Source organism: Hyphomicrobium sp. 01T421 (assembly GCF_056398805.1).
In genome coordinates this window covers 280747-297019 of record NZ_JBFTQC010000001.1, presented here as the reverse complement: position 1 = coordinate 297019, position 16273 = coordinate 280747, and the positions used below count along the sequence as shown (strand labels likewise).

The window sequence follows — 16273 nt, the reverse complement described above, 5'->3', positions numbered from 1 at the left end:
GAACGCTTAGGGAGCGGTTTCGACCGATCCGTGCAGGCGGGCGACAACGCTCATCGGTAAACCGGCACCATAGAGCACTTGGCAGATCTGGTTGCGCAAGGAACGCGACAGATATCCGTCCCGCTTGTATCGCTCGGCCGATGTTGTGGCGTACGCGTCGAGCATTGCGAGACGTCTGCGGCCAAGACGGCGAGCCAGATCGATGTCTTCCATGATCGGCAGATTTTTGTAGCCGCCGACGGCATCGAAGAGTTGGCGCGGGATCAGCAGGCCCTGATCTCCGTAGGGCACGCGCAAGATCTTGCACCGCAGATGGACGAGACGCTCGAGCAGGCGCGGGGCAATGCCTTTGTCGTCGAGGCGGAATGTGAAGGCGCCTGCAGCCATCGAACGCTCACCGCGATCGACCCGGCGCATGAAGGCCGTTGCGCTGCGTTCCCAGCCATCTTCGAGGACGGTATCGGCGTTTAGAAAGAGGAGCCACGGAAAGCGCGCGAGAGCTGCGCCTTGAGCCAGCTGTCCGCCGCGCCCCGGAGCGCTATCGACCACGTCGGCTCCGGCTTGATCTGCGACCTCAGCGGTACTGTCCGTCGATCCCGCATCGACGACGATGACCTGCTTGACGATACCGCCGATTGCCGACGGAACCAGCGCGGCTAGCGTGGCGGCCAACCTATGCTCAGCGTTTCGCGCGGGAATGATTACCGAGATCATGTTCATTTCCTGGCACGCCGGAGACCCTGCGGCAAGGCGCGCCACGTCGCGGGTCTTAACCACGGCAACGAATTCCGTCTGCTGTTTGTTCTTTATTTGTTCTTGGAAAGCTGCTAATCAGCTCCGCGGTTCGAGAGTTCGGTCGGGAAATGGCTTCGCACAGAGACTTTTCAGATTATCCGGGGGTGCCGGACGTGGTGGATACCGAGCGCCGCCGCGGCCGGGGTGCGCGCTCCAACAGAACGGGGCACTTCGAGGCTCAGGCGCATGAAGAGTTCGACGACGGATGGGAGACGCTCGGCGACCTCGAGGCCTTCAAAACAGAGGTTTTCGAGGACACGAGCAAGTCGATCATCTCGCATAACGACAGCCCCGACGTTTCCTTCGACAGCTCGATAAATCCGTACAGGGGTTGCGAGCACGGCTGCATCTATTGCTATGCGCGGCCGAGCCATTGCTATCTCGGGCATTCGGCGGGTCTCGATTTCGAGACGAAGCTCTACGCGAAACCCAACGCCGCCGTTCTTCTAGAGCGCGAACTCAAACGGCCTGGCTACAAACCGGAAACGATTGCGATCGGCGGCAATACAGATCCTTATCAGCCGATCGAGCGGGAACGCCGGATTACGCGCGCAATACTCGAAGTCATGGCGAAGACCAATCATCCGATCGGCATCATCACGAAATCGGCGCTCGTCGCGCGCGATATCGATATTCTGGGTCCGATGGCTGCGAAGAATTTGGCGAGAGTCGCGGTCTCGATAACAACGCTCGATCGTCATGTTGCCCGCGCGATGGAGCCCCGCGCGGCGACGCCGTCGCGGCGGCTCGATACCGTCAAGCGGCTCGCGGATGCTGGAATTCCGGTGACGGTCATGGTGGCGCCGATCATTCCGGGCCTGACGGATCATGAAATCGAGCCGATACTGGAAGCTGCCCGGGAAGCCGGCGCGCGCGATGCGGGTTACGTGCTGCTGCGGTTGCCGCTCGAGATCAAAGATCTCTTTCGCGAATGGCTGCGAGAGGAATTTCCCGATCGCGCCGACAAAGTCATTTCGCTGCTTCGTTCAATGCACGGCGGGCGTGACTACACGGCTGATTTCGGCGTCCGCCAACGCGGGCGAGGTCCATATGCTTCGCAGATCGCTCTCCGCTTCCGGCTCGCAAAGAAGCGGCTCGGCCTCGGCGATGAACGCGTTCCGCTTCGAACTGATCTTTTCATTAGGCCCGGAAACGGGGGACAACAGCTCTCACTGCTTTGACATCGCGGTCGGCGCGATGATCAAGTTTGTGAATGAAGATCGCCGATTCGCGCATCAAGCCGACGTTCGAACTCGAAGCCGCGGAGCATCAGCTCGGCTCTCGACCGATTGCGGGCGTGGATGAGGCGGGCCGAGGACCGTGGGCGGGACCTGTCATTGCGGCGGCCGTCATCCTCGATCCCGATAAGATCCCGGCGAATATCGACGACAGCAAAATTCTCGACGAAGACTCTCGCGCCTTTCTCTACCGACGCATCATGAAGGTCGCGATTGTCGCTGTGGGCGTTGCCGACGTCGAGCGGATCGATCGCGAGAATATTCTGGGCGCTACACTCTGGGCGATGGCTCAGGCCATCAGCCAGCTTACTGAGATTCCGAAGCTGGTGCTCATCGACGGCAATAAAGCGCCGAGAGTTGCGATGTCGACGCGGACGATCGTCAAAGGCGATTCCAAGTGCCTTTCGATTGCGGCCGCATCGATTATCGCGAAGGTTACGCGCGACCGGATGATGATGGAGATGGCGCGCGATTATCCTGGCTACGGCTTCGAGCGCCACAAGGGCTACGGCACGCCGGAACATCAGGCGGCAATCGACAAGCTCGGCGTCTCGGCGATGCACCGGCGATCGTTCAAACCGGTGCAACTTGCACTCGGTCTCGGACCGGCGCTCGGACTTGGGCTCGCCGACGCTTAGTCCGCGAGCGGACTCAAGTTGCACATCGAATCAAAAAATATAAATCGCTTGCGTGTGTCGAACGTGTATTCACGCGCGCTTCCGATCATGTACAAAGCTCGCAGGCTCGCGCCATGAGTATGTATGAGGCGAGCGTTTAGTAATCGTAGCGTAGCAGGTTCTGTACATGGGTTCGCGTCGCGTCAAAGTCCGCTCGCAGAGCGGGAAGATTCTCGTTGGTGATTGCATCGCTGAGCTCAAGAAGCTCCCGACAGCGAGCGTCGATCTCGTTTTCGCCGATCCGCCGTACAATCTGCAGCTCGCCGGCGATCTCATGCGCCCGAACAATACGAAGGTCGATGGCGTCGACGACCAATGGGATAAATTCGACGACTTCGCGGCCTATGATTCATTTTGCCGCGCATGGCTCACCGAGGTGCGCCGCGTCCTGAAACCGGATGGCGCGATCTGGGTCATCGGCTCCTATCACAACATCTTCCGCCTTGGCGCCGCGATCCAGGACTTGGGCTTCTGGATTCAGAACGACGTCATCTGGCGCAAAGTGAACCCGATGCCGAACTTCCGCGGCAAGCGCTTCACCAACGCGCACGAAACGATGATCTGGGCCGGTCGCGATCGCAAATCGCGCGTGACGTTCAATTACGAAAGCCTCAAAGCGTCGAACGACGATCTGCAGATGCGTTCGGACTGGCTCTTCCCGATCTGCTCGGGACCGGAGCGCTTGAAGGACGACGGCGGCCGCAAAGCGCATCCGACGCAGAAGCCGGAAGCATTGCTCCATCGCATCCTGATCGCATCGACGAAGCCGGGCGACACCGTGCTCGATCCCTTTTTCGGAACGGGCACGACGGGCGCCGTCGCAAAGCGGCTTGGCCGCAAGTTCATCGGCATCGAGCGCGACCTCGATTATGCGACGGCTGCCGACGAACGGATCGCCAAAGTGCAGCCGCTCGAACTCGAAGCCATCGAAACGCTGCCGTCGAAGCGCAGCGAACCGCGCATTCCCTTCGGTCAGATTCTGGAACTCGGCATCATCAAGCCGGGCCGCAAGCTGTTCGGTCCGCGTCGCGAAGTCCGGGCGGAAGTGCGCGCAGACGGCACGCTGTTCTATGATGGTCAGCAGGCGTCCATTCACCGCCTCGGTGCGATCGTCCAGGGCAAGGCCGCTTGCAACGGCTGGACGTACTGGCACTTCGAAGCCGAAGGAAAGCTGAAGCCGATCGACGACCTTCGCTCCGAAGCAAAGCGTCAGCTCGGCCTCAGCAGCCGCATGTCGATTTAGGTCTGCCGGCGTAGGCCGGCAGGCAGACAATTCTCATCATCACACATGCTGATGCTTGGCTGGATCCCGGCCTGCGCCGGGATGACGTGTGTTTGCTGGAATTGAATTAGTTCTCAGCTAGGCCGTGCGCGATGACTTTCTTCATCACGCTCGGCAGGGCTTGGGCGTGGAGATCGCGGCGATGGACCCAACGGCAGCGCTCCTGCTCCGCCCAGAGCGTGAAGCTAGCATCGATTGGAACGAGCGCTCGGTAGACGATCAGCTCAAGCCGGAAGTGTGTGAAGACGTGGACGACGGCGCCCGGCACCGGCAGCCAAGACGTCGTGACAGGCGCTGCCCGCATCGCTTCTTTTCTCGCGGGTAAGGCGTCTCCCCAGGGTGTCGACGGCACCTCGAGCATGCCGCCGAGAAGGCCCGCTTCGGGGCGCTGGCGCAACAGCACGGCGCCGTCTTCCCGTTGCACGAGGAAAGCAATTCCGTATCGCGAGGGGCGAGCTGCCTTGGCGCCGCGCATCGGCAAAAGCTCGGCGAGGTTTTGTGCGCTCGCGGAGCAATCCTGCTGCAGCGGGCAAACGAGACATGATGGCTTTCGCGGCGTGCAGATTTCCGCACCGAGGTCCATCATGGCCTGCGCGAAATCTCCGGCCCGCCGTTGCGGCGTGAGCGTTGCGGCCAGCCGACGAATTTCAGGTTTGGCGCCGGGAAGCGGTTGGCGGACGGCGAACAACCGCGACACGACACGTTCGACGTTGCCGTCGACCGGTGTCGCCTTTTCTCCGAACGCGATTGCCGAAATTGCTGCGGCCGTGTACGGGCCGATGCCCGGCAGCTTCAGAAGTTCGACTTCGCTCTTCGGGAACTCGCCGCCGTAGTCCCGCGCGATGACATCGGCGCAGGCCTTCAGATTGCGAGCGCGCGAATAATAGCCGAGGCCCGCCCATTGCTGCAGGACTTCCTCCTGCTCGGCCCCCGCTAGCGCGGTCACCGTCGGCCAGCGAGCAACGAATTTCTGGAAGTACGGAACGACGGCCTTTACCGTCGTCTGCTGCAGCATGATCTCGGACAGCCAGACGCGGTAGGGATCGGCTTTTTTGCGGGGTCCGTAACGCCAGGGCAAATCGCGGCGCTCGGCTTCATACCAGGCAAGCAGCGCCTTGACGGTCAACGGCCCGGCCGGCCGCAACGGTAACTGCTGCTGCCGCCGGCGTAGAGCTGCATTTTCCTGGACCGCGCCCATGCGCTCTTCATCTCCGGTTGCGCGGAACCCTCGAATCGCATCGACAATGGTAGACTTCCTTCACGTCACCACAAGCCTGCCGGGGCGAGCGACACTCTTGAGCACTAAACAACCCACAGGTCAGATGCGGCCATTACCTCCGGATGTCCGGAGCGTAAAAGGTCAGTTTGCGCGGGCTGTCGGCTCGTTCGTGCCGAAAGTGACGTCCGCTGCGTTCGAAAAATATGGCTTTCACAGCGCCGAGATCATGTCGTCGTGGGAAACCATCGTCGGCGCCGACGTCGCAAGGCTTACGCGTCCGGAGACGATCAAGTGGCCGCGTGGCGCCAGGGCGCCGGTCGATGCGGATGACCCCGGGCAAAGCGCGGGCGCGACACTGATCGTCGCCTGCGACCCGGCATTCGCGCTCGAGGTCTCGTACCGGCACAAGGAAATCATCGACCGGATCAACCGGTATTTCGGGTACCGCGCGATCGGCCAGCTCAAGGTCCATCAGGTTCCCCGCGCCGAAAGCGCGACAACTGCCCCGAAGCTCGTTCGGTCCAAACCTGCGGCCGAGACCGCCCCCGCCGCTCCGGGGGACATCGCCGCGGCCCTCGAAGCCCTCGGCAGAAGCGTAGCAGCCGCGTCGACGCGCTGACGGCGTTCCCGTATATCACCGGGATATTACCGGCCCTTTAGTTGCCATCGCCCGCGGTTTCGGCTTATTCCGGCGGCAGATCCGTGCTAGGCGGCATTCATTGACCGCCGTTCCCCCACGGTATGCATCGCGATGAGGAGTTGGACCTTGATCGAGTTCAGAAATTTTATGCCGGGCCTGTCCTCTCAGCGAGGCGTTCGCTTTGGTTTGTTGGCCTTGGCAGCCGTCGCGGGATTGGCGTTCGCGGGCGCCAGCTCGAGTTTTGCCGCAGGCAAGGGGCCTGCTGAGGTTCCGGTCGAAGAATTGATGAAGCAGACGGATCTTCCCGACCTCACCATCGGGCCCAAGGACGCGAAGGTGACCATCGTCGAATACGCCTCGATGACGTGCCCGCACTGCGCGCACTTCTCCACAGACGTCTTCGAGCCCATTAAGAAAAAGTACATCGATACGGGCAAGGTCCGCTTCATTTACCGCGAGTTCCCGCTCGATAATCTTGCCGCCGCCGTTTCGATGCTGGCGCGCTGTGCGGGCGATGAGAAGGTATTTCCGCTGATCGAGACGTTCTACGAGAAGCAGGCGGATTGGGCGTTTGCCCAGGGCAGCCCCGTGCCGAAGCTGTTCGATATTGCGAAGCAGGCGGGCTTCACCCAGGAGAGTTTCGATAAGTGCCTGACAGACCAGAAACTTCTGGATCAGATCACCGCGCAGCGTACGCGTGCGAGCGATACCTTTGGCGTCGCCGCCACACCAACTTTCTTTATCAACGGCAAGCGCTTGCAAGAGGCCCCATCGGTCGAAGCTTTTGATAAGGTGCTCGAGCCGCTACTGGCGGCGAAGTAACTGGAAAATCATTGATGCTCGTCCGTTCGCTGGGCCTTACCGCCATCCTCCTCATCGCTGGTTGGCTGTCGGGCTGCGGCGCGGACATCCCGTCGCTTGCGCCGGGGGCGACTGCGAGCATTTCCGCCGACGGCAGCGCCTCAGGCGCTGCCTATCCGACCATCGGATCTGAAAAGCCCGAGGGCATGCCGACGCCCTTCGGCGATCCGACCGCGACTTCAGCCGGCGGCCGCGAGGTCATTCAGAACCCGACGGTCGCCGACATCATGGCGCCGAGCCCGTTGCCCGAAATGAGCTGGGGGCGGCCTGACGCGCCCGTGACAATTGTGCAGTACGCGTCGCTTACCTGCCCGCATTGCCGTAACTTCCACGAGAAGACATACCCTGAGCTCAAGCGCCGTTTGATCGACACCGGTAAGGTTCGATACATCCTCCGCGAGTTCCCGATCGGCAAGACGTCGGGCAATGCGACGATCGTTCTTCGCTGCGCGCCTCCCGATAAGTACTTGGAACTTTACGGGAAATTCATGGAGCAGCAGTCGTCGTGGGTCTCGCAGGAAGTGAGACTAGACCCCATATACGCTGTTGCGCGACAGGTGGGGATGACTCGCCCGCAGTTTGACGCTTGCCTGCAGAATCAAGGCATGATCGAAAACTTGAAGTGGGTGAAGGAGCGCGGTCGCAAGCTCGGGATTGTTGGTACGCCGAACTTTTTCATCGGAACCAAACTCATCAAGAAAGAGCTGACGCTCGCTGAGATCGCTGACTACGTCGAGCAGGCCAGTCGAAGCGGCGCGCCAACGGCGGCTGCAACCCCCTAGGGGTAGCACGCGACGGTCCTGAGCCACGGCGACACGGCATCGAGGACTGACAAGACGAATGAAAATCGCCCGACTCAGGCTTCTGGGATTCAAATCCTTCGTCGACGCGACGGAGCTTGTGATCGAGCCCGGCTTGACAGGTGTCGTCGGGCCGAACGGCTGCGGAAAATCGAACCTTCTCGAAGCGCTTCGCTGGGTGATGGGTGAAAGCTCGCACAAGTCCATGCGCGCGGCGGCGATGGACGACGTGATCTTCTCAGGCAGTGGCGGGCGGCCCGAACGGTCGAGCGCCGAGGTCACGATGTTCCTCGACAACAGCGCCCGCAAAGCCCCCTCCGAATTCAACGACGGCGACATTCTCGAGATCACGCGACGCATCGAGCGCGAAGCCGGTTCCGCCTATCGCATCAACGGACGCGAAGTGCGGGCGCGCGACGTCAAGGTGTTGTTCGAAGACGCTGCGACCGGAGCCCGGTCGCCAGCGCTCGTGCGTCAGGGGCAAATCGGCGAGATCGTCAATTCCAAGCCCGAGCAACGCCGTCGCATCCTCGAAGATGCCGCGGGCATCGCGGGATTGCACACGCGCCGGCACGAAGCCGAACTCAAGCTCAAGGCGGCGGAAGCCAACATCGAGCGGTTGAACGATGTCGTCGGGCAGCTTCAATCGCAGACTGAATCTTTGAAGCGGCAAGCGCGGCAGGCGCGGCGCTACAAGGAGCTGTCGAACGACATCCGCCAGCAAGAAGCGCTCGCGCTCCATCTGACTTGGAAGGACGCGCACCAAAGCGTCGAGAACGAGGAGACGCAGCTTACCAATACGATGATGCGTCTCGGTGCGGCGACGGAAGCGGAAGCCAAGGCCTTCAGCGAAGAGCTTCGCCTTGCCGAAGGATTGCCGCCGCTTCGCGAAGCCGAGGCTGTAAAAGCAGCAGCTTTAGCGCGTTTCAAGATCGAGCAGGAAAACCTCGAGCGCGAGGCGAGCCGGGCTGCGGAACGCGCGCGCGAACTTGAAGCTCGCGCCAAGCAACTCGAATCCGATCTCACGCGCGAGCGGGGCTTCATTCATGAAGCCAAGGAAACCTTGCTGCATCTCGATGCGGATCTGGCCGCGATCAATGAGGCCGGTGACAGGGCGATCGACGAAGAGGATCTGGAGAGAATCAAGCTCGAAGCGGCCGAAGCACGCCGCGTTCAGACGGATGCACATTTCGCCGACATCACGCATCGCGCGGCCGATGCCCGGGCCCGGCTTCGGAGCCTTGAATCCGCGCTCGCCGAGCGGAAGGATCTCGTTGCGAAGATTGCGCGGCAGATCACGGCGTTTGACGCGCAGATCTCGGATCTGACATCGAAAGCGCCGGACGGCGAGCAAGTTTCCGATATGGCCCATCGCGGCCAGGTACTCGCCCAGGAAATCAGCAAGATCGAAGCCGATACGCTGACGGYGGAAGAAAACGTCAAGACGAGACAGGCTGACGCCAGGGCCCGGCGCGACGAAGCGCAGCGCGTGCGCCTCGCAGCCAATGCGTTCTCGACCGAGCGCGACACGATCGCAAAGCTGCTCGCACGATCGGATGAAGGCGCCTATCCGCCTGCTGTCGATTTCATCCGCGTCTCGCCCGGCTATGAGACTGCGCTCGGAGCGGCGCTCGGCGACGATCTCGAAGCGCCGATCGCAGCGGAGGCGAGCGTGCATTGGCGGCGTCTCGATCTTCCTGCCAAGGATCACGCCCTTCCCGCCGATGCCGAACCACTGGTCATGCATGTTGAAGCCCCGCAAGAGCTGACGCGGCGGCTTCGTCAAATCGGCGTCGTCAAACGGTCGGAAGGGGCGCGCCTGCAGCCGCACCTCAAAACCGGGCAGCGTCTCGTTTCGCGCGAAGGCGATCTTTGGCGTTGGGATGGGTTTGTGGCGGCCGCCGGCGGCGTCACTCCGGCTGCCCAGCGCCTCGCCCACAAGAACCGGCTGGCGGAACTCGATCGAAGTGCGCAAGCGGTTCTGAACGAAGCCAAGGATACGATCGACGCGGAACGTATGGCGGCGAACGCTGCCCAGCACGCAGAGGCCGAGGAGCGCCGGTTGCGGCAGCTTTGGCGCGACAAGCAGAATGAGCTTGCGCAAGTTCGCCAGCAGCTGACGGTGCTCGAAAAACTCCAGCGCGAAAGCGAGACGCGTCTTGCGGCGGTGACGGCGCAGCGCGCGCGGGCCGACGAAGAGTTGACGAACGCGCAGGCACGGCACGTCGAGATCGAAGCGCACATCGTGACGATGAGCGTCGGCGAAGATCTCGAGCCGGTTCTCAAGACGGCGCAGACGGAAGCTGAGCACGCACGGCGCGAGGTGGCGGAATCGCGGGTTCGTCTCGGCAGTCTCGAACGCGACAAGCAGATCCGGGCAGAGCGCATCCGCCACGCCAACGCCGAGATAACGCGCTGGCATGGCCGTCAGCACAGCGCGGAAGCGCAAGTTCAATCGCTCGACGCGCGTCTCAAAGAGGCGCGCGATGAAATGGCGGCGACCGCAGATCTCCCGGCGCGCATCGCGGCCCAGCGCGAAACACTGCTGTCGGCTCTCTCGCGTGCCGAAGACGAACGACGCACGGCTGCCGATGATCTGGCGTCGGCCGAGAACGCGATCCGTGCTGCAACGGAGTCTCTCAGAGCCATTCAAGCCGAGGTGTCGGCGGCGCGGGAAGCCAATGCCCGCATCGAGACGCGCCTCGAAAATGCGCGCCAGCGGCGCCAGGAAGCGGCCCGGCATATTCGCGAAGCCTTCGACGTCGCGCCGGAAGCGTGTCTTGCACTCGCGGGACTTCCCGAGGCGTCTGCCATCCCGGCGCTCGCTGACGTCGAACGGCATCTGACGCGGATCAAGGCTGACCGGGAGCGTCTGGGCGGCGTCAACCTGGCAGCGGACGATGATCTCGTCGAGGTCAGCAAGCAACTTGAAAACCTGGTCGCCGAACGTGACGATCTCGAACAGGGCATTGCCAAGCTGAGGACCGCCATTCAGCAGCTCAACCGCGAAGGCAAGTCGCGTCTCGACGAAGCGTTCGCGACGGTGAATGCGCACTTCGAACGATTGTTCACGCACCTGTTCGGAGGCGGCGAGGCGCGCCTAGAGATGATCGAGAGCCCGGAGGATCCGCTCGAGGGCGGTCTCGAAATCGTCGCGAAGCCGCCGGGCAAGAAGCCTGCAACGCTGTCGCTCTTATCGGGCGGCGAACAGACGTTGACGGCGCTGGCGCTGATCTTCGCCGTGTTCTTGACGAACCCCTCGCCGATCTGCGTTCTCGACGAAGTCGACGCGCCTCTCGATGACGCCAACGTCGACCGCTTCTGCCGGCTCCTCGAGCAGATGTCGACCGAGACCGCGACGCGCTTTCTCGTGATCACCCACCATCCGATGACGATGGCGCGGATGAACCGCCTGTTCGGCGTCACGATGGCCGAGAAAGGCGTTTCGCAGCTCGTCTCCGTCGATCTGCAAACGGCGCAGAGTTTCCGCGAAGCGAGCTAACTCGGAATTATCTTTAATTTTCCGCCGCGCGTAGCGGGCCGGATGCCGTGGGGGGAACCCCTCTGCACGGGCGGACGTTCCCTTTCATCGAGAAAGGAGACCGCCCAATGCAATCACCAATCGATCCTCGGTCGCGACGCAGCTCGCTCGACCCGACGGAAGCACGGCAGGCGTCGCCGAGGAAAACGAACTTCCGGGTTCTGCTGGCATCGATGGCGCTGGCCGTAGCGGTCGGTGTCGTGTTGGTCGCAGGCTTCTGGCATACGACACCTACGGGCATGGACTACTCGTCAGGCGGGAAGCTCAGTGAGCCGAGCGCGACGACGCAGACGGCGCCAGCAGGGCCGTCGGCGGCACCTTCGTCCGAGCCCTCGGCATCCGAGCCCTCGGGGGCGGCGTCCCCGCAAGCCAATCCACCGGCTCAGCAGGCCCCGTCCAATCCGTAGTCGGAACCCGAAAAGAAGCGGCCCGAGTTGCTGCTTCGAGTTGATGAGCCTTCCCCATCGCGGGAAGGCTTTTTCATTTTGCGGCGCAAGCAATATGGCATGGCAGGCCTGCGCGGTTTAGCCATACCCTGAGGCGAAGCTCATATTGCCCAATTCCTTGACACCCCTAGACCCCAAATCTATGGTCCGCGCCGTCGATCTCCCCTGAGAGGCCGTTTTTCCTCGTGTTCTGGAAGGATTGAACCATGTCAGCCGATGGCAAGGGTCAGCATCCGGAAGGTGGCGAAATTAGCCCGGAAGACCGCGAAGCCATTCGCAAGCGGTCGGCGGAAATTGGCCAAAAGCTCGATGCGCTTCAATCGAAAAAAGCGCAGCGGTCTCAGGCCGGTCGGTCGGCAACGGGCGGATCTCAGCAGTCCTCCTATGGAGCAGCCTTCAAGTTTGCTGCTGAGCTTCTCGTCGGTGTCGTTGTCGGCGGTGGGCTCGGGTGGGCACTCGATAGGCAGTTCGGCACGGCGCCCTGGCTGATGGTCCTGCTGGTGATCATTGGCTTTGCGGCTGGTCTTCTGAATGTTGTCCGCGCTGCTCAACAGGCGCAGGCAAAAAACGAGCCGCTCCAAAGAGCGGCACCGTCCGTCAAAGATGACGACGGGGAATGAGACACTAGGGGGTTACCTTGGCCGCTGAAGGTGCCGGACATCACAGTCCGATGGAACAATTCGAGATCCGGAAGCTTTGGGATCTCAATTTTCTAGGTCATGACATCTCGTTCACGAACTCATCGCTGATGATGATCGTGGCGCTCGTTCTCATTTCCGGCTTCATGATTTACGCGATGAGCGCCCGTTCGCTCGTCCCCACGCGCATTCAATCGCTCGCCGAGATCGTTTACGAATACGTCGCCGGAATGGTCAAAGAGAACCTCGGCGAAGAGGGAATGAAGTTCTTTCCGTGGGTGTTCACGATCTTCATCTTCATTCTCGTGCTGAACGTCATCGGCCTCATCCCCGGTAACTTCACCGTCACCAGCCACATCATCGTGACCTTCGCGCTTGCCGCAATGGTTTGGCTCATCGCGACGTTCATCGGCTTCTGGAAGCATGGCTTCGGATATCTGAAGCTGTTCGTGCCCTCGGGCGTGCCGTTCTGGCTGATGCCCGTCATCGTGCCGATCGAGCTCATCTCCTATTTCATCCGTCCGATCAGCCACTCGGTGCGTCTCTTCGCCAACATGATGGCGGGCCACACGATGCTGAAAGTCTTCGCAGGCTTTGCAGTGATGCTTCCCTGGTGGGGCAAGATCGCGCCGGCGGGCTTCATGGTCGCCTTTACGGGCCTTGAGCTTCTCGTGGCGTTCCTTCAGGCGCTTATCTTCACCGTTCTCACCTGCATCTATCTCAACGATGCGGTGAACATGCACGACCATTGATCAGGTCCCGCTAAAGGACCTCGAAATTCCAACGCAAAAAGCGAAGCAAAGGGAGACTTTGAAATGGAACTCGCAGCAGCAAAGATGATCGGTGCAGGCCTCGCCTGCTCGGCTCTGATCGGCGCCGGCGTCGGCATCGGCAACATCTTCGGTAACTACCTCTCGGGCGCGATGCGCAACCCGTCGGCAGCTCCCGGCCAGTTCACGAACCTTCTGATCGGCTTCGCTCTTGCTGAAGCAACGGGCCTTTTCGGTCTTCTGATCGCGCTCATCATTCTCTACGGTTGAGACTGGGCCGAAGACTAGAATACGCCCAAGCAACCGGAGGCTACAATGTTTGCCGGCACGACCATGCTGCTAGCGGCCGCCGCTGAGGCGGCCGAGAAAGTCGTCGAATCGGGTGCGTTGCCTCCCGAGTCCGTCGGCTTGCCGCAGCTCAATACGCATCACTTTGCGCCCCAGCTCTTCTGGCTGGTGCTGACGTTCGTGACGTTGCTCTTCGTGATGTGGAAGATTGCGCTGCCGCGCGTCGCCGACGTTCTCGAAGAGCGTCGCGACCGTATCAAACGCGATCTTGACGCCGCGTCACGCCTGAAGGCTGACACCGACAAAGCGCTTGCCGATTACGAAAAGGCACTTGCCGACGCTCGTTCCAATGCCTCGGGCATTGCCAAGGACACGCGCGAAAAGCTCGCCGCCGAAACGGAAACGGAGCGTCATCGCGTCGACGACCAGATCGCTGCGAAGCTTCGTGAAGCCGATAAGCGTATCGCCGCGACGAAGTCCAAGGCGACGTCGGCGATCGGTGATATCGCAACGGACACGGCGAGAGCCGTCGTCGAGAAGCTCATCGGGCAGAACGTTTCGCCTGATGACGTGAAGAAGGTGCTCCGCCCAGTGGCGGGCGAGTGAGGATTTAGAAGATGTTTGATCCACACGATCCGCTTTTCTGGGTCGCACTCTCCTTCGTCGTATTCGTGGGCCTCGTGCTTTATTACGGCGTGCCGGCCATTGTTACGAAGGCACTCGACGATCGTGCGGACGCGATCCGCAAGGAACTCGACGAGGCGCGGAAGCTGCGCGAGGAGGCTCAGGCTCTTCTTTCGGACTACCAGCGGAAGGCTCGGGAAGCCGAGAACGAAGCGAAGTCCATCATCGAGCAGGCCAAGATCGAAGCCGAGGCGCTTGCGACCGACTCACGAAAGGCGCTCATCGAGAGCCTCGAGAGGCGTTCGAAGATTGCCGAGGAAAAGATTGCTCGTGCCGAATCTCAGGCATTGAGCGAAGTCCGCTCGACAGCAATTGAAACGGCGATTGCGGCTGCGCACGAGATCCTGAAGACGCGTGCGTCCGGGTCTACCGGCGAAACGCTGGTGTCCAGCTCGATCAACGACCTCAAGGGCAAGCTCAACTAAGCCGAGCTTTCCCATCGTCTGAAATCAAAAAGGCCAAGCTCACGCTTGGCCTTTTTTGTTATGCGGGGAATGAGGTGGCTTCTAGTGTCGCCGTTGTTCTGGCCTCAGCCGGGAGCGGCTTCAGCCTGAGCTTGGTTCAGCCTGAGCTTGGGGCGTGGCTGTCGAAGCCGACGATGAGCTCATATTCTCCGGGCCGCGATCCTTCCGCGATTGGGAAGGTAACGGTCCGCACTGTCGAGAAATAGCTGATCGGCTTGTCGAGGCCGACGTTGACGTCGACCTTCACGCTGTCGCTCGCGACTTTGGTGCGCTTCGAATCGTTGACGGCGACCGTGATCGGCAACGTGACGTTGCCGGGTTGTCCCTTCGGGCCGAGAAGGAGGCGGCCGGAAAAACCGTACTTCACCGTCACGCGTCCGGGCTCGATCTGGCATTCGCGAGCGGTCTTCGTGATTTCGCCGCGTTGCGCGACGGCGAGCGCGTCGCCCACGCGGCCAGCTTGATAGAATGTGATGTAGTTGTCGTGCGGCGCGATAATGAGCCGCGGACAGCCGGCGTCGACCGCGCCCACAAAGGTGCTGCCCGTCGTCGGGTCGCTCGATTTGGCGGCGTCGAGCAATTGGGCCTCAGACACCGATGAAATCTGTGGATTTTCAGACGAGGAGCCGAACATGCCGCCGCCGAGGCCTGACGTCAAAGACGACATTCCACACCCGCCCAGCGCCGCCAGCGTGACCGCAAGCGAAGCGGTCGCGCACATCCGGGCCGGCGCAAGAAAACGGCGCGCCGCCGTCACATCCTTGTTGTAAGGATGCCGATAACCCGAATTGAGCAACGTTGACCCCCAAGGTTCAAAGTGTCGGCCCCTTGTATTGTCCGAAAAGCACCGTAGCATCCGATACCTGCGGCCCCCAAATGCATTTTCATGCCTGCCGAACGAGTATAAAGGACGTCTGTCTTCCATGTCGGGCCTTAACCAAAACGAAGCGACCGTGCAAAAGCAGCCTCTCAAGATCCTACTCGCTGCCCCGCGCGGTTTCTGCGCGGGTGTCGATCGCGCGATTCAAATCGTAGAACAGGCTTTGACGAAATTCGGCGCCCCCGTCTACGTTCGACATGAAATCGTGCACAACCGTTATGTTGTTGATTCCCTGAGAGCTAAAGGCGCCGTTTTTGTGAAGGAGCTGGATGAGATTCCAGATACCTCGCAACCCGTGATCTTTTCGGCACATGGCGTGAGCAAGGCGATCCCGGAAGTCGCGCGCGGCCGGAACATGTTCGTCGTCGACGCGACCTGTCCGCTCGTATCGAAAGTCCACATGGAAACGGCTCGTCACCACGAGCATGGCCGCGAGATTCTGCTGGTCGGCCATCGTGGCCATCCGGAAGTTGTCGGCACGCTCGGGCAGCTTCCCCAAGGCGCGATCACGCTGGTCGAATCCGTCGAGGACGTGCGCGACTTCCAACCCAAAGACGCTTCGAATCTCGCCTATGTCACGCAGACGACGCTCTCGCTCGACGATACCGCCGAGATCGTTGCCGTGTTGAAGGAGCGTTTTCCGGGGATTGGCGGCCCGGTCAAAGAGGACATTTGCTACGCGACGACCAACCGGCAAAACGCGGTCAAGGCCTTGGCCTCTCGGATCGACGGTCTGATTGTTGTCGGCGGTCCGAAAAGCTCGAATTCGCTTCGCCTTGTCGAGGTCGCGGCACGCGCAGGCTGCAAGTTTTCCTTCCTCGTTGAACGCGCGGCGGACATTCCGTGGGAGAAGCTCGACGGTGCGCAGACCGTCGGCATCACAGCCGGAGCTTCGGCACCCGAGATTATCGTCGAAGAAGTGGTCGAAGCCTTCCGCAGCCGCTATGATATCACTATCGACGTCGTCACGACGCTCGAGGAGCGCGTGATCTTCAATGTGCCGCGGGAAGTCCGAGTCGCGCGCGCTCCCAACGAGCAGCAGCACTAGCT

Annotated in this window: 17 protein-coding genes; 14 read left to right on the top strand and 3 right to left on the bottom strand. The window is 61.3% G+C overall.

Features of this window, described 5'->3' with window-relative positions:
• Positions 1–6: 6 nt before the first annotated feature.
• Entirely contained in the window at positions 7–714 is a 708-nt protein-coding gene (locus AC1DK3_RS01435) for a TIGR04283 family arsenosugar biosynthesis glycosyltransferase (protein ID WP_477190523.1), read from the bottom strand.
• A 149-nt stretch (positions 715–863) separates the two neighbouring features.
• Between AC1DK3_RS01435 and AC1DK3_RS01430 the strand changes: the two genes are divergently transcribed.
• The 3 genes from AC1DK3_RS01430 (at position 864) to AC1DK3_RS01420 (ending at position 3953) form a co-directional block, all read left to right on the top strand.
• The gene (locus tag AC1DK3_RS01430; RefSeq protein WP_477190522.1) at positions 864–1976 is read left to right on the top strand and encodes a PA0069 family radical SAM protein; all 1113 of its coding nucleotides are present in this window, start codon (positions 864–866) and stop codon (positions 1974–1976) included.
• Positions 1977–2008: 32 nt separating this feature from the next.
• Positions 2009–2671: a ribonuclease HII gene (locus tag AC1DK3_RS01425; RefSeq protein ID WP_477190521.1), complete on the top strand. Its 663-nt coding sequence runs from the start codon at positions 2009–2011 to the stop codon at positions 2669–2671.
• 166 nt (positions 2672–2837) lie between these two features.
• Positions 2838–3953: a DNA methyltransferase gene (locus tag AC1DK3_RS01420; RefSeq protein WP_477190520.1), complete on the top strand. Its 1116-nt coding sequence runs from the start codon at positions 2838–2840 to the stop codon at positions 3951–3953.
• Positions 3954–4059: 106 nt separating this feature from the next.
• Here the strand turns inward: AC1DK3_RS01420 and mutY are convergent, their stop codons facing one another.
• Positions 4060–5190, bottom strand: a complete 1131-nt coding sequence (gene mutY, locus AC1DK3_RS01415) for an A/G-specific adenine glycosylase (protein WP_477190519.1) — start codon at positions 5188–5190, stop codon at positions 4060–4062.
• A 97-nt stretch (positions 5191–5287) separates the two neighbouring features.
• Between mutY and AC1DK3_RS01410 the strand changes: the two genes are divergently transcribed.
• The 10 genes from AC1DK3_RS01410 (at position 5288) to AC1DK3_RS01365 (ending at position 14304) form a co-directional block, all read left to right on the top strand.
• Positions 5288–5830 (top strand): DUF721 domain-containing protein, encoded by a 543-nt coding sequence (locus tag AC1DK3_RS01410; protein WP_477190518.1) that lies wholly within the window; start codon positions 5288–5290, stop codon positions 5828–5830.
• A gap of 168 nt (positions 5831–5998) precedes the next feature.
• Positions 5999–6673: a DsbA family protein gene (locus AC1DK3_RS01405; protein WP_477192847.1), complete on the top strand. Its 675-nt coding sequence runs from the start codon at positions 5999–6001 to the stop codon at positions 6671–6673.
• Between the two features lie 14 nt (positions 6674–6687).
• Positions 6688–7494, top strand: coding sequence for a DsbA family protein (locus tag AC1DK3_RS01400; RefSeq protein ID WP_477190517.1), 807 nt, complete (start codon positions 6688–6690; stop codon positions 7492–7494).
• A gap of 58 nt (positions 7495–7552) precedes the next feature.
• Positions 7553–11014 (top strand): chromosome segregation protein SMC, encoded by a 3462-nt coding sequence (gene smc / locus AC1DK3_RS01395; protein WP_477190516.1) that lies wholly within the window; start codon positions 7553–7555, stop codon positions 11012–11014.
• 107 nt (positions 11015–11121) lie between these two features.
• Positions 11122–11460 (top strand): hypothetical protein, encoded by a 339-nt coding sequence (locus AC1DK3_RS01390; protein WP_477190515.1) that lies wholly within the window; start codon positions 11122–11124, stop codon positions 11458–11460.
• A 245-nt stretch (positions 11461–11705) separates the two neighbouring features.
• Positions 11706–12119 (top strand): AtpZ/AtpI family protein, encoded by a 414-nt coding sequence (locus AC1DK3_RS01385; RefSeq protein WP_477190514.1) that lies wholly within the window; start codon positions 11706–11708, stop codon positions 12117–12119.
• 50 nt (positions 12120–12169) lie between these two features.
• On the top strand, positions 12170–12889 hold the full coding sequence (locus AC1DK3_RS01380; RefSeq protein WP_477192846.1) for a F0F1 ATP synthase subunit A: 720 nt from the start codon (positions 12170–12172) through the stop codon (positions 12887–12889).
• A gap of 63 nt (positions 12890–12952) precedes the next feature.
• The gene (locus AC1DK3_RS01375; protein ID WP_045835060.1) at positions 12953–13177 is read left to right on the top strand and encodes a F0F1 ATP synthase subunit C; all 225 of its coding nucleotides are present in this window, start codon (positions 12953–12955) and stop codon (positions 13175–13177) included.
• Between the two features lie 45 nt (positions 13178–13222).
• On the top strand, positions 13223–13801 hold the full coding sequence (locus tag AC1DK3_RS01370; RefSeq protein ID WP_477190513.1) for a F0F1 ATP synthase subunit B family protein: 579 nt from the start codon (positions 13223–13225) through the stop codon (positions 13799–13801).
• A gap of 11 nt (positions 13802–13812) precedes the next feature.
• Positions 13813–14304 carry a F0F1 ATP synthase subunit B family protein gene (locus AC1DK3_RS01365; protein WP_477190512.1) on the top strand — a complete coding sequence of 164 codons (492 nt, stop codon included), beginning with the start codon at positions 13813–13815 and terminating at the stop codon, positions 14302–14304.
• A gap of 136 nt (positions 14305–14440) precedes the next feature.
• On the opposite strand, the gene AC1DK3_RS01360 is transcribed toward AC1DK3_RS01365, so the two are convergent.
• The gene (locus AC1DK3_RS01360; protein ID WP_477190511.1) at positions 14441–15139 is read right to left on the bottom strand and encodes a hypothetical protein; all 699 of its coding nucleotides are present in this window, start codon (positions 15137–15139) and stop codon (positions 14441–14443) included.
• Between the two features lie 127 nt (positions 15140–15266).
• Between AC1DK3_RS01360 and ispH the strand changes: the two genes are divergently transcribed.
• The gene (ispH, locus tag AC1DK3_RS01355; protein WP_477190510.1) at positions 15267–16271 is read left to right on the top strand and encodes a 4-hydroxy-3-methylbut-2-enyl diphosphate reductase; all 1005 of its coding nucleotides are present in this window, start codon (positions 15267–15269) and stop codon (positions 16269–16271) included.
• Positions 16272–16273 lie beyond the last annotated feature (2 nt).